General features: G+C 56.2%; 12 protein-coding genes. 1 reads left to right on the forward strand and 11 read right to left on the reverse strand.

What is annotated here, in order from left to right; translation table 11 throughout:
• Positions 1–4 precede the first annotated feature (4 nt).
• The 10 genes from KGFNPO_RS04690 to KGFNPO_RS04735 form a co-directional block, all read right to left on the reverse strand.
• A complete protein-coding gene (locus tag KGFNPO_RS04690) occupies positions 5–811 on the reverse strand; it encodes a CheR family methyltransferase (RefSeq protein WP_472633330.1) in 807 nt (268 codons plus the stop codon).
• 4 nt (positions 812–815) lie between these two features.
• Entirely contained in the window at positions 816–1,376 is a 561-nt protein-coding gene (locus tag KGFNPO_RS04695) for a chemotaxis protein CheW (protein WP_472633331.1), read from the reverse strand.
• A gap of 11 nt (positions 1,377–1,387) precedes the next feature.
• Complete coding sequence (locus KGFNPO_RS04700) at positions 1,388–3,295, reverse strand: methyl-accepting chemotaxis protein (RefSeq protein ID WP_472633332.1); 1,908 nt, start codon at positions 3,293–3,295, stop codon at positions 1,388–1,390.
• Between the two features lie 165 nt (positions 3,296–3,460).
• The gene (locus KGFNPO_RS04705) at positions 3,461–4,024 is read right to left on the reverse strand and encodes a chemotaxis protein CheW (RefSeq protein WP_472633333.1); all 564 of its coding nucleotides are present in this window, start codon (positions 4,022–4,024) and stop codon (positions 3,461–3,463) included.
• An 11-nt stretch (positions 4,025–4,035) separates the two neighbouring features.
• Positions 4,036–5,694: a methyl-accepting chemotaxis protein gene (locus tag KGFNPO_RS04710; RefSeq protein ID WP_472633334.1), complete on the reverse strand. Its 1,659-nt coding sequence runs from the start codon at positions 5,692–5,694 to the stop codon at positions 4,036–4,038.
• A gap of 40 nt (positions 5,695–5,734) precedes the next feature.
• Complete coding sequence (locus KGFNPO_RS04715) at positions 5,735–7,906, reverse strand: chemotaxis protein CheA (RefSeq protein WP_472633335.1); 2,172 nt, start codon at positions 7,904–7,906, stop codon at positions 5,735–5,737.
• Complete coding sequence (locus KGFNPO_RS04720; RefSeq protein ID WP_472633336.1) at positions 7,896–8,273, reverse strand: STAS domain-containing protein; 378 nt, start codon at positions 8,271–8,273, stop codon at positions 7,896–7,898. Before KGFNPO_RS04720 ends, KGFNPO_RS04715 begins: the two co-directional genes overlap by 11 nt.
• A gap of 43 nt (positions 8,274–8,316) precedes the next feature.
• Entirely contained in the window at positions 8,317–8,685 is a 369-nt protein-coding gene (locus tag KGFNPO_RS04725) for a response regulator (protein ID WP_472633337.1), read from the reverse strand.
• Between the two features lie 8 nt (positions 8,686–8,693).
• Positions 8,694–9,845, reverse strand: a complete 1,152-nt coding sequence (locus tag KGFNPO_RS04730; RefSeq protein ID WP_472633338.1) for a methyl-accepting chemotaxis protein — start codon at positions 9,843–9,845, stop codon at positions 8,694–8,696.
• Between the two features lie 56 nt (positions 9,846–9,901).
• Positions 9,902–10,405, reverse strand: a complete 504-nt coding sequence (locus tag KGFNPO_RS04735; RefSeq protein ID WP_472633339.1) for a hypothetical protein — start codon at positions 10,403–10,405, stop codon at positions 9,902–9,904.
• Positions 10,406–10,727: 322 nt separating this feature from the next.
• Here KGFNPO_RS04735 and KGFNPO_RS04740 point away from each other — a divergent pair, with 322 nt between their 5' ends.
• Positions 10,728–11,495, forward strand: a complete 768-nt coding sequence (locus KGFNPO_RS04740) for a GNAT family N-acetyltransferase (protein ID WP_472633340.1) — start codon at positions 10,728–10,730, stop codon at positions 11,493–11,495.
• A gap of 248 nt (positions 11,496–11,743) precedes the next feature.
• Here the strand turns inward: KGFNPO_RS04740 and KGFNPO_RS04745 are convergent, their stop codons facing one another.
• The gene (locus KGFNPO_RS04745) at positions 11,744–12,202 is read right to left on the reverse strand and encodes a SixA phosphatase family protein (protein WP_472633341.1); all 459 of its coding nucleotides are present in this window, start codon (positions 12,200–12,202) and stop codon (positions 11,744–11,746) included.

Here is a 12,202-nt window from a genome sequence, read left to right on the forward strand (position 1 = left end):
GAGTCTATGGCTTGCGATAGATGGAAGGCGACAACATCTGCACTGCATTGGTAATCTCGTTCAAACTTTCCGAATGGCCGATGCAGAAATGTCCGCCCGGCTTCAGCAGCGACAGCACCCGCGTCACGACCTGGCGCTTGGTTTCGTCATTGAAATAAATCATCACGTTGCGCAGAAAAATCACATCGAACAAGCCCAGTTCGGGCAGTGCCGCATTCAGGTTGACCTGGATGAAGCGCACTTTGTTACGCAAGCTGCGCTCGATCAGCAGCGTGTCTTGTTGCGCGCCGATACCTTTCAGGCAAAACCGCCGCAGGTAGGAAGGCGGAATATCCCGGGTCCGTTGTAGCGAATAGTGGCCGGAACACGCTCCCTGCAGCACGCGGCTGCTGATGTCGGAGCCGATCACTTCCCAAGGCCTGCTTTCCAGACAATCGGCCAGCACCATCGCGATGCTGTAGGCCTCTTCGCCGGTCGAGCTGGCGGCACTCCATACGCGAAAGGATTGTGAGCGCTTGGCGGCGGCCAGTGCCTGTTCCCGCAAAAAATCAAAATGGGTAGCCTCACGAAAAAAATAGGTTTCGTTGGTGGTCAGCAAATCGACCGCAGTCTGTACTTCATCCGGTGCGTGTCCGCTCGTCAGCAGCTTGAAATAGGCGCCGTAACTGCCGAGCTGGCAATATTGCAAGCGCTTGGCCAAGCGCCCGCTGACCAGCGCTTTTTTCGATGACGAAAGTGTGATGCCGGCGGCTTCAAAAATGAAATGCTGGAACTGGGTAAATTCCTGATCGGTAATAGAAAGCATGTCCATCGGGTTAGATTGGCAACAGCTGCGTCACGTCATCGACCTGAGCCAGTGCGCCGATCTCAGCGATCGACAACACGTGATTGACGTTGAGCAAAATCACGAACTTGCCGTTGACCTTGCCCATACCTTCAATAAAATCGGTGCGGATTCTGGCGCCGAACGCCGGTGCCGGCTCGATCTCGGAAGATGAAATTTCCAGCACCGCATTGACGGCGTCGACTACCACGCCCATATCCGTACCCATACTCTGCCGTTCGTCTTCGGTCTCGCCTTCGACCTCGACGATGACGATGCAGGTGCGCTTGGTGATAACGCGGGCCGGTTTGCCAAAGCGGACCGACAAATCCATCACCGGTACCACCGCGCCGCGCAGGTTGATAACGCCGCAGATGCATTTTGGCATCATCGGCACCTCGGTCAGCCCGGCGTACTGGATGATTTCCTTGATCCCCAAAATGCTGATCGCGAACATCTCGCCGCCGAGCATGAAAGTCAGGTACTGTTTTTGCTCGGCCACCGCTACCGAACCGGCAAGCAGCCTGCCTGCTGTCTGAACCAGTGCATGCATGACGGGCTCCTTCAGAACTTGGTGAACTGGGTTTCGTCAAGCGCGGCGTTTGACGCCAGTGCCAGATTGCCGCCCACTTTGAAAGCAGCCTGCTTAGTTGAGGCCGGATTCGGGGCAATCTTGCGAACTGGGGTGTGTGGAACGGGTGTGTGTGCCGAGCCGTCCAGCTTGAAAAAGGACATGGTCTGCTGCAACTGTTCGGCCTGGCTGCTCATTTCTTCGGCGGTGGCAGCCAGTTCTTCGGAACTGGAGGCGTTCTGCTGCGTGGTCTGGCTCAGCTGGATCACGGCCGAATTGATCTGGCCGACGCCGGACGATTGTTCGTTCGACGCGGCGGCGATTTCCTGCACCAGGTCGGACGTCTTGCGGATGCTCGGGACTATCTCGCCCAGCAGCTTGCCGGCTTTTTCCGCCAGTTCCACGCTGCTGCTGGCTACTTCGCCGATTTCTTGCGCTGCCACCTGGCTGCGTTCGGCCAGTTTGCGTACTTCGGCTGCCACCACCGCAAAGCCCTTGCCGTGCTCACCGGCACGCGCCGCTTCGATGGCTGCATTCAGTGCCAGCAGGTTGGTTTGGTAGGCAATATCGTCGATGATGCCGATTTTCTTGGCGATCTGTTTCATTGCCGCCACCGTGGCGTTGACCGATTCGCCACCTTCGGCAGCTTCGTTGGCCGCTTTGCTCGCCATGCTATCGGTGACTTTGGCGTTTTCAGCGTTTTGCGCAATCGACGCACTCATCTGCTCGATCGAGGCACTGGTTTCTTCGATACTGGCGGCCTGCTCGCTGGTGGCCTGCGACAGCGATTGCGAGGTGGCGCTGACTTGTGCCGATGCGCTGGCCAGCGCCTGGGCGCCGGCGTTGACATCAGAGACCACTTGCGAGAGTTTGTGCACCGTGTTGTTGGTGTATTCCTTGAGAATGCCGAAAGCACCTTCATACGGCTTATCGATTTTTTGAGTCAGATCGCCTTCCGATATGGCACCCATGACGCGCACCACATCGTTTATGCTGGCGCCGGTGATCGTTACCAGCTGGTTCAGATCCTCGCCCATTTTCTCCTGGAATCCCTGTAACCCGTTAAGGTCAATGTGCGCCTCAAAATTGCCGTGGTTGGCCGCTTCCACCAGGCGCTTCTGGCCTTCGATGACTTGGGTTAATTTGACGACCATGTTGCGCATCGCTTGCAACATTTGCCCGGTTTCATCCTTGGCAGTCGATTCTATTTTGCAAGTCAGATCGCCTTCGGACAGGCGGTTGGCAACCTCTACCGCCTGGCTTAACGGATGTGTGATGCTCCGTGTCAGGAACCAGGCAATCAGTGCGCCCAGCACAATCGCGGCAGTGGACATCGACAGCATCAGCTTGTGTGCCGTCGCGTATACCCGTTCGGCATCGATATAATCCTGCTTGGCATCGGCATCTTCAAAAGCTAATAACTCTTCGATTGCGTCTTCCCATTTCTGAGCCGCGGGCCCAGCTTCCGCCATCAGGAATTTGAAAGCTTCCTCGTCATTGCCTGCTGCATCAAGTTCAAGCACCTTGTTATTCATTGGTCGCGTTATATCGGCATAACTTTTAATTTTGGAATGAATTGCTTTGCCTTTTTCATTCGTGGCGGTCTGGTTCAGGCTATCGAACGATTGGTTGTATTTCTGACGAGCCTGATCAAATATTTTGCGTTCTGCTGCAATCGCAGTCGGGTCCTTTAATAGCACGATCGAGCGGATGACGCGGGTGGCAATATGCACAGAATCGGACATCTCGTTTGCAAGCTTGTTCTTGTACATGTTATTTGCAACCAGGTCTTCCACTTGCCCATTCAGGGTCGACATACTGTTGATGCCAATGGCAGAAATCGCCGCCATTAACAGCAGTACTGCGACAAACCCGGCGGTCATCCGAATTCCAATTTTCATATTCGCTAGCATGATTGTTGTTCCCTAATCGTTGACACTAAAAATGAAGTTCTTATCCAGCAAAAATAGCAACTTTTGTCGCTAAGAGTCCTGGTGGTTTGCTACGGCCGTACCCGACCGCACAGGTTGGTGTAGTTGGACTCGGGTTCGGCCGAATGAAACAAATTAGGCTGGCAACAGCTGCGTTGCATTTGCGTTATCGATCTGAGCTAGTGCGCCGATTTCTTCGATCGATAGCACTTGATTGACGTTGAGCAAAATCACGAACTTGCCGTTGACCTTGCCCATGCCTTCAATGAAATCGGTGCGGATTCTGGCGCCGAACGCTGGTGCCGGCTCGATCTCGGAAGATGGAATTTCCAGCACCGCATTGACGGCGTCGACTACCACACCCATATCCTGCCGTTCGTCTTCGGCCTCGACCTCGACGATGACAATACAGGTGCGCTTGGTGATAACGCGGGCCGGTTTGCCAAAGCGGACCGACAAATCCATTACCGGTACCACCGCGCCGCGCAGGTTGATCACGCCGCAGATGCATTTTGGCATCATCGGCACCTCGGTCAGTCCGGCGTACTGGATGATTTCCTTGATCCCCAAAATGCTGATCGCGAACATCTCGCCGCCGAGCATAAAAGTCAGATACTGCTTTTGCTCGGCCACCGCTACCACTTGCGCCGCTGCCGAACCGGGTATCGGTCTATTTTCTGTCTGAACCAGTGCATGCATGACGGGCTCCTTCAGAACCTGGTGAACTGCGTTTCGTCAAGCTCGGCGTTGGATGCCAGCGCCAGTTTACCGGCTGCAACCTTGACACTGCCTTTTTTGCCTGTCTTGCCGCCGGCAGCGCTCTTGTGCGTCGAAGAATCGAGGGTTTTTGCGTTTGCCGTGTTATCGAGCTTGAAGAATGCCATCGTCTGTTGCAATTGCTCGGCCTGGCTGCTCATTTCTTCGGCGGTGGCCGCCAGTTCTTCAGAACTGGATGCGTTCTGTTGCGTGGTCTGGCTCAGCTGGATCACTGCCGAATTGATCTGGCCGACGCCGGACGATTGCTCGTTCGACGCGGCGGCAATTTCTTGCACCAGGTCGGATGTCTTGCGGATGCTCGGCACTATCTCGCCCAGCAGCTTGCCGGCTTTTTCTGCCAGTTCCACGCTGCTGCTAGCCACTTCGCCGATTTCTTGCGCCGCTATCTGGCTACGTTCGGCCAGTTTGCGTACTTCGGCTGCCACCACCGCAAAGCCCTTGCCGTGCTCACCGGCACGCGCTGCTTCAATCGCTGCATTCAGTGCCAGCAGATTGGTCTGGTAGGCGATGTCGTCGATGATGCCGATTTTCTTGGCGATCTGCTTCATTGCCGCTACTGTGGCGTTGACCGATTCGCGGCCTTCGGCAGCTTCGTTGGCCGCCTTGCTGGCCATGCCGTCGGTGACCTTCGCATTCTCGGTATTTTGCGCAATCGACGCGGTCATCTGTTCGATCGAGGCACTGGTTTCTTCGACGCTGGCGGCCTGCTCGCTAGACGCCTGCGACAGCGATTGCGAGGTGGCGCTGACTTGTGCCGATGCGCTGGCCAGCGCCTGGGCGCCGGCGTTGACGTCGGTCACTACCTGCGACAGCTTGCTGATCATTGTCTGCATCGACTGCAGCATCTGACCGGTCTCATCCTTCGTCTTGCTCTCGATTCGTACCGTCAGGTCTCCTTCTGCCAGACGGTTCGCCGCTTCCTTCGCTTTGTTCAGTGGCACTGTGACGCTGCGGCTGGTGATGAAGCCGAGGCCGATACCGAGCAAAACACCAAGCGTAACGGTTGCAATCATCACGGTGCGGCTTTGCTCGTAGAGTGCTGTGGTTTCAGCCGATGTCGCTTTGGCCCGTTCTTCTTTTATCTTGGTCAGGCCGGTTAGCAGATCATCTAGTTGATTGGCTTTTTCGCGCACGCGGCCAAGCCCCTGGGTCAGCGCTTCGCTGTGCTGCCCCAGTTTTTCGTTGGCAGCAAGGCTTAATGAATTCTGCAGTTCCTTTTCGTACTCCTCCCATACCTTGGAGAACGTGACAAAGTTTTCCTTTGCCTTGGCTGTGACAAACAACGGCTTGGCCTTCTCAAGGTAATCCTTCAGCGTGGTACTGCTTTTGTTGATCGAGGCCAGATGCTTCTGCCGTTCTTCCTGCGAAGTGGCGAGCAGGTAATTCAAGCGAGCACGCCCGATATAGATCAGGTTGATATTGGCTTCCTTGATGTAGGACAGCCCGATCAAGTCCCGCGCATACATCACGTCGGCCATGTCATTGATTTTGCTTGCATTCGAAATGCCAATTACGCCCACCACAATGCTGATCGCGGCCACCAGCATGAACCCGGCCATCAGCCTGGCTCCGATCTTGATATTTGAAAACATGATAATTTCTCTCCGGTTTATTAATCTGTCAGATGCGTTGTTATCCTGCGAATACGGTTTTTTCCTGTGCTTTTAATGCTGGCGATGCAGCTTGGCGCACCAGCGCCGGCACATCGAGAATCAATGCCACTTCGCCGTTGCCGAGGATGGTGGAGCCGCTGATGCATTTGACCTGGCTAAACATCTTGCCGAGCGGCTTGATGACGGTCTGGAATTCACCGAGCAGCGTATCTACCACCAGCCCCGCTTTTTGTCCGGCATGCTTGAGTACGACGATATTCTCGCGCCGGGTCGGCTCGCCTTCGACGTCGAAAAGTTCACGTAGGCGAATAAACGGCAGTACGTGGCCGCGCAGGTCCGTGTAGTTGTGTCCGGGTTCGGCGGAATAAGCGACGCATTCTTCAATCATGTCGAGCGGAATCACAAACACAGATTTGCCGATTTCGATCAGAAAACCGTCGATGATCGCCAGCGTCAGCGGCAGACGCACCGTCACGGTGGTGCCGACACCTTCCTCGCTGCTGACGCCGACACTGCCGCGCAGCGCGGTGATATTGCGCTTCACCACGTCCAAGCCGACCCCGCGCCCGGACAGGTTGGTGACCTGTTCGGCAGTGGAAAAACCGGGCTCGAATATCAGGCCGTAGATTTCACTATCGGAAAGGTTGTGGCCAGCTTCGAGCAGTCCCCGTTCGATCGCCTTGGACAATATCTTGTCGCGCTTGAGTCCGCCGCCGTCGTCGCTGACCGAGATCACGATGGAGCCGGAGTCATGGTAGGCATCGAGCGTGACGCTGCCCTTGACCGGCTTGCCGTGGGCGGCACGCACTTCGGCTGCTTCAATTCCGTGGTCGATCGCGTTTCTGACCAGATGCATCAGCGGGTCCCCGATTTTCTCAACCACGGTCTTGTCAAGCTCGGTATCTTCGCCATTGATCACCAGCCCGATGTCCTTGCCGATTTCGCGCGAGACATCGTGTACCACGCGCTGAAAGCGGCTGAAAGTGGCGCCGATCTTGACCATCCGCAGTTGCAGCGCGCTGTCGCGCACTTCTTCCACCAGGCTCGACAGTTTGGACGTGCTTTCCTGCAGTTCGCCGATCTGCGCCCGGCGCGCGATCAGATTGACGCCGGCGCCGGCGATGATCAGTTCGCCGACCAGGTTGATCAGTTGGTCGAGCTTGTCGGCATCGACCCGGATCGAGCGGCTTTCCTGCGCTCCCATATCCTTAACTTGTTTTTGCTTGGCCAGTGCGGCCTCTACCACTTCCGGCTGCACGGAATATTGTTCGACCAAAATGGCGCCGATCAGTTTGGACGGGGTATCCGATTGCACATTGAGCGCAGTATCGAGTTCCTGTGCGGTCAGGGTGCCGCAGCGCACCAATATCTCGCCAAGCCGGGCCGGTTGTTCAGGCAGTTCCTGGATCAGGCGAATAAATTCGGACATCAGACTGTGCGGCGGCAAGATACGGATGTGGCAATCGTCGCGCACGAATTCGAAGACGTTTTCGATCGTGAGCTTGTCGGCTTCGCTCTGGAAGGCGATCTCGAATCCGAGATAACAGGCTTCGGGGTCCATCGCGTCGGCAGCCGGGATCGCATCGGGCAGGGTGGTGATGCCGGTGATGCTGCCCAGCGTTTCCAGATAACGGATGAAGGACAGCGGGTCCATGCCGTTTTTCAGCACATCCGGGCCGAACCGCAGCGAGATGTGCCAGTGGTCGGTATGCACACTGCAGCCGTCGATGCGTTCGATTGGATCAGAGCCCAATTCCGCGACGGCCCGCGTGACCGGCGGGGCGGCTTGCGGCTGCGGTGGTGCGAGATAGCCGCGCAACTGTGTAATCAGCGGCTCCCCTTGCTGCAGCAGGACTGCATCGGTCTCGTTCTGGTCCTCTGCCACCGCCTCGACCAGCGCGCCAATGTGGTCGCAGCAAGACAGCAGTAGCACCACCAGTTGGTCCGTGATCTGCAGTTTGCCGGCGCGTACCTGGTCGAGTACGCTCTCGACCACATGGGTAAAGGCAACAATGTGATCAAGCCCGAACAGGCCGGATGATCCCTTGATGGTGTGGGCGGCGCGAAAGATCGCGTTCACCATTTCATCTTTTTGCTCGGTCTGCTCCACTACAAGCAGCGCATTTTCCATATCTTCCAGTAACTCTCGGCTTTCGGCGAAGAAAGTCTGTAGTGCCTGATCAAGATTCATTCGAGTGTCTCGCATCGGAAGGGGTTGACGCGTGCGCAGCCGCAGCACGAGAAGCAGAAGCAATGACCAGCGGGTCGCCGAAATACGCGGCCAGGTTCAGCAGTTCGAACACATCGGCCACTGCCGGGCTGTGTGCCACCAGGCGCAATTCGCGCTGCCTCGCCTGCGCAATTTTTTTAGCCAGCATCAGCAGTTGCACGCCTGCCGTATCGATCTCGGTAACGTCGGACAGGTCGACTTCGAGCGGAGACGGTTCGGCCAGTGCCGCCAGCAATGTTTGCTTGAGTTCTACTGCCCGATAAATGGTCAGCTCTCCCTGGATGCGTAGTACCTGGAAATCACTCTGGCTTTTTTTCTCTGATGTCATGCGGCTCTCCAGCAGGTCGTGAAGCAGGGCAAAAAACAGCGGATCATGGCAGGCACAGTTTCTGTACTGCGTTGAGTAATTGCTCCGGCTTGAATGGCTTGACGACCCAGGCTTTGGCGCCTGCGGCCTGGCCTTCGCTCTTTTTTGATTCTTCCGACTCGGTGGTGAGCATGATGATCGGCGTGAATTTGTAAGCCGGCAGCTGCTTTACTGCTTTCACGAAGCTGATGCCATCCATGTTCGGCATGTTGACGTCGCTGATGATCAGGTGCACCTTCTGGCCGGTGAGCTTGGTCAGCGCATCCTTGCCGTCGCGGCCTTCGAGTACGGTATAGCCGGCACCTTTCAGCGCAATCCCCACTACCTGCCGCATCGAGGCAGAATCGTCCACTATCATGATGGTCTTAGCCATGGCATCCTCTAGAAAAATGTGATTTCGGTATCATTTTTTTGCACTGCCTTGCCGCCACTGTGAATCACATGCTGGTCGGCCATTACGTAGGTTTCTTTCAGCTCGGCCAGCAATGCCTGCGGTTCGAGCAACTGCAATGCACCTGTTTGTGCATACTGCTGCCGGTGCTGCTGCAAAAATTCGGGAAGCCGTTCGATGTTGCCTTTGACATGGTTCATGATCTGGCTGACCCGATCCTGAAACTGCAGTTGCACCAACGCTTCACCGACTTCTGACTTGATGCCGATACTTTCATTCTTGAGCAGCGTGCTTGAGTGCAGCAACGCGTCGGTAATGTTTCTGAAGTCCGCCAGCACCGCTCCGATAGTGGCCTCCGCCGTATGCATCGCGCCATCTTCCTGTTTCACAGATTCGCGAACAGCACTGCAGGTGGCGATGATTGCGGCGCTGATTACGCCGACCTTTTCGGCGATGCGCATGCCGGTTTCGCCGGATTGGGTTGACAGCATCCGGAACTCCTTGGCCACCACTGCGAAGCCGCGCCCCATTTCGCCGGCACGCGCCGCTTCGATCGCGGCATTGAGCGCCAGCAGGTTGGTCTGCGCCGCGATTTTGGCGACATCCGCAGCCATTTCTTGCAATTCCTCGATGAAGCGGTCCAGTCCTTGCACTTTTTCGAGCATGCTCGCCATGCTGGTCATCGCCGTTTTTTGCGAAGCGACCACTGCACCGAGCTTCCGTTCGCTCTTGGCAAATACGGCGACCAACCCATTGCCGCTGCCTTCAATGGTTTCGGTGGCCAGGCCGGAGGCATGGACTGCCTCGTCGAGCTTGTCGACAATCCCGGAAAAGCGCTCTGACAGCGCCGCTATTGCGGTTTCCATCTGTTCACGGGACGATTCAATGTGTCCGCTCCAGACCGGGACTACTTTTTCGCCGAACTGCTGCTGGCTGGCGAGATAGGCGTCTAGCGACCGCAACAAGGCGGCCTGCCTTGCCGCCATCTGCAAACCGAGCCCTATTCCGGCCATGCCCAGGACGCTAGCCAGGATGGCAGCGGTCCAGTTCCAGCCGCCGGCGACTATGACGGCAATTGCCCCGGCCAGCCCCAGGGCGACCGGATATAACAGGTGTGGGTTAGGCCGATTAATGTTGTTCACTCAGGTTCTCCAGAATGCAAGTGGTGGCGGTTCATTGCGGTTCATTCGTGTGGATATCAAGCCAGATTAAATGCCACCGACAGGCTGTATCCTTCGCCGCAGGCTGTGCAACGGCAGTTCCTCGCCGAGGCCGGTTTTGACTTTCTTGCGCAACCAATGGTTTGGCTTTCTGAAAAAACAGGAATAAGCCTATTTGTAGAGATGCCCTTAATATTGCTGGGAGCAACATGCTGCAGTGCAATATTTTTGAATTGTATACGGCGGTTTGCTATACAAGAAGACATTTTTTTGCTACTGACGCGGGCGACGCGTTTTGGGCAGCAGCGAACTGGCTGCGGATATAAAAAACGCCGAAGCCATTTCGATTCGCTGCCACGGAGCCGCCATTCCGGCACCGCCGATTGCGCCGATTTATCGCGGCCGCGCAACCGCTGGCACATGCGGGAAATGATGTCGAAGCCGTAATCGTCCGGCAATTCAAGGTCGAGGATGGCGATATTGGCATACGGCAGATTGTCTTCAATAATGCGGAGGTGAGCCATCATGACTGGATCAAACAAGTAAATTGGACTGAGGCGTAACTGGCTTGTGCTTGCAACATTTTAAGGTTGCCGGATGATTGCATAAAGGAAACTTTACACTACGTCGGTATTCTAATCCATGTTGCTACAGTGAAAACTCCTTAATTCTCGCGTGATGCACTCCGCAGGCCGGAAATTGCCTGGAAAAAGGCGGCTAACCTCTTCATAACGCCTCTGCTGCCACTTTTGAGTGATGGATGCAGTCGTGTCATGTAGTCGTGTCATGCAATCGACATGCAATCGTCATGGCACGGAAATATTCCGCAGTTACGCTCTGCCTGTCTCCAATACAAGGGCGAACATGCGATTACTGACAATTCCTGCCGATGCGAACCCGCATTTTTCCAAGCTGACATTAAGTCTTGCCACCAGCCCGGCAGAGGTGCGCGAAGTGCAGCGTTTGCGCTACAAGATTTTCATCAAGGCCATGGGGCTGACGACTTTAGTCAATCCGGAAGGTCTGGATCAGGATGAATTCGATGCGTTCTGCGACCACCTGATCGTGCGCGATGGTAAAACTCTCAAGGTGGTCGGCACTTACCGCGTGCTGAGTGCCGATGCGGCACGCCGGATTGGGCGTTTCTATTCCGAGCAAGAGTTCGACCTCAGCCGGCTGGCGCATTTGCGCGGCCGTATGGCCGAAGCCGGGCGCGCCTGCATTCATTCCGATTACCGCAGCGGCGGCGTCATCATGTTGTTGTGGGCGGGGCTGGCGGCGTACATGCGCCGTGAACGTTGCGATTACCTGATTGGCTGCGCCAGCATTAGCCTGGCCGATGGCGGTCATAACGCCGCCGCGCTGTATCACGCGCTCACCGAACGCAATCTGGCGCCGCCCGAATACCGGGTAACGCCACACCTGGCGTTTCCGACCGAAGAGCGCGAGGCTGGTCACGCGCCGATTATTCCACCGCTATTGAAAGGCTATCTGCGCAGCGGCGCATGGGTCTGCGGCGAACCGGCCTGGGACCCGGATTTTCACTGCGCCGACCTGTTCCTGCTGTTGCCGCTGGATCGGCTCGATGGCCGTTATGCGCGCCATTATCTGAAGGAGACTGGGGCGTTGTGACATCTTTCCCTCTTGTCAGGCGGCAGGACGTAGGGGCGGGTTTCAAACCCGTCCTTTCGCCGCCAAAGTGCGAGGGCGGGTTTGGAACCCGCCCCTACGATACCAACACGTTCATGGTGCGCTAAAAGATTGCATTGATGTTAATAAATGCAGGAGTATATTAAATATTTACGCCATTGCCGCATATATATACTGGCACTTTAAAAATACACACTACTGTATATAATAATGTCAGGCAACGTTCATGATTATTTCAGCACCAGTTCCGGTGCCATTACAGCGCGCACATAAGTCTGGGTGAGGTCGTCCCGGATTCTTTGCGCAATCCACCAGACGCTGCCTTTGCGGATCGGCCAGTCTTGTTCGGTGCCGGTTATGAGCAGGGCTGCCAACTGGCCCAGGCTGGGCTGGTGGCCGATGATCAGGACCGGTTCGCGGCCTTGCGGCCAATTTGCTGCAGCCAGTATTTTTTTCGCAGTGGTGCCGGGCGCGAGTTCGGCGCTGAGTTTGAATGGGCGTCCCAGCACTTCGGCGGTCTGCCGGGTGCGAGCGGTTGGGCTGACCAGAATTTTGCAGCCGCTGGGCAGGGTGCTGTCGAGCCACTCGGCCATTTTCGCTGCCTGTTTGCGGCCTTTTCCGCTCAGAGCACGGTCTGCATCGGGTTCGCCCGGTTCAGCTTCTGCGTGGCGCCACAGGATCAGTTCCAT

This window comes from Gelidimonas diazotrophica (genome assembly GCF_055694025.1).

Excerpts from the sequence above, each read along its gene's own strand:
- KGFNPO_RS04725 (WP_472633337.1), bottom strand. The coding sequence starts at position 8,685 with ATGGCTAAGACCATCATGATAGTGGACGATTCTGCCTCGATGCGGCAG.
- KGFNPO_RS04745 (WP_472633341.1), bottom strand. The coding sequence starts at position 12,202 with ATGGAACTGATCCTGTGGCGCCACGCAGAAGCTGAACCGGGCGAACCC.
- KGFNPO_RS04740 (WP_472633340.1), top strand. The coding sequence starts at position 10,728 with ATGCGATTACTGACAATTCCTGCCGATGCGAACCCGCATTTTTCCAAG.
- KGFNPO_RS04700 (WP_472633332.1), bottom strand. The coding sequence starts at position 3,295 with ATGAAAATTGGAATTCGGATGACCGCCGGGTTTGTCGCAGTACTGCTG.
- KGFNPO_RS04720 (WP_472633336.1), bottom strand. The coding sequence starts at position 8,273 with ATGACATCAGAGAAAAAAAGCCAGAGTGATTTCCAGGTACTACGCATC.
- KGFNPO_RS04705 (WP_472633333.1), bottom strand. The coding sequence starts at position 4,024 with ATGCATGCACTGGTTCAGACAGAAAATAGACCGATACCCGGTTCGGCA.
- KGFNPO_RS04710 (WP_472633334.1), bottom strand. The coding sequence starts at position 5,694 with ATGTTTTCAAATATCAAGATCGGAGCCAGGCTGATGGCCGGGTTCATG.
- KGFNPO_RS04690 (WP_472633330.1), bottom strand. The coding sequence starts at position 811 with ATGGACATGCTTTCTATTACCGATCAGGAATTTACCCAGTTCCAGCAT.
- KGFNPO_RS04695 (WP_472633331.1), bottom strand. The coding sequence starts at position 1,376 with ATGCATGCACTGGTTCAGACAGCAGGCAGGCTGCTTGCCGGTTCGGTA.
- KGFNPO_RS04715 (WP_472633335.1), bottom strand. The coding sequence starts at position 7,906 with ATGAATCTTGATCAGGCACTACAGACTTTCTTCGCCGAAAGCCGAGAG.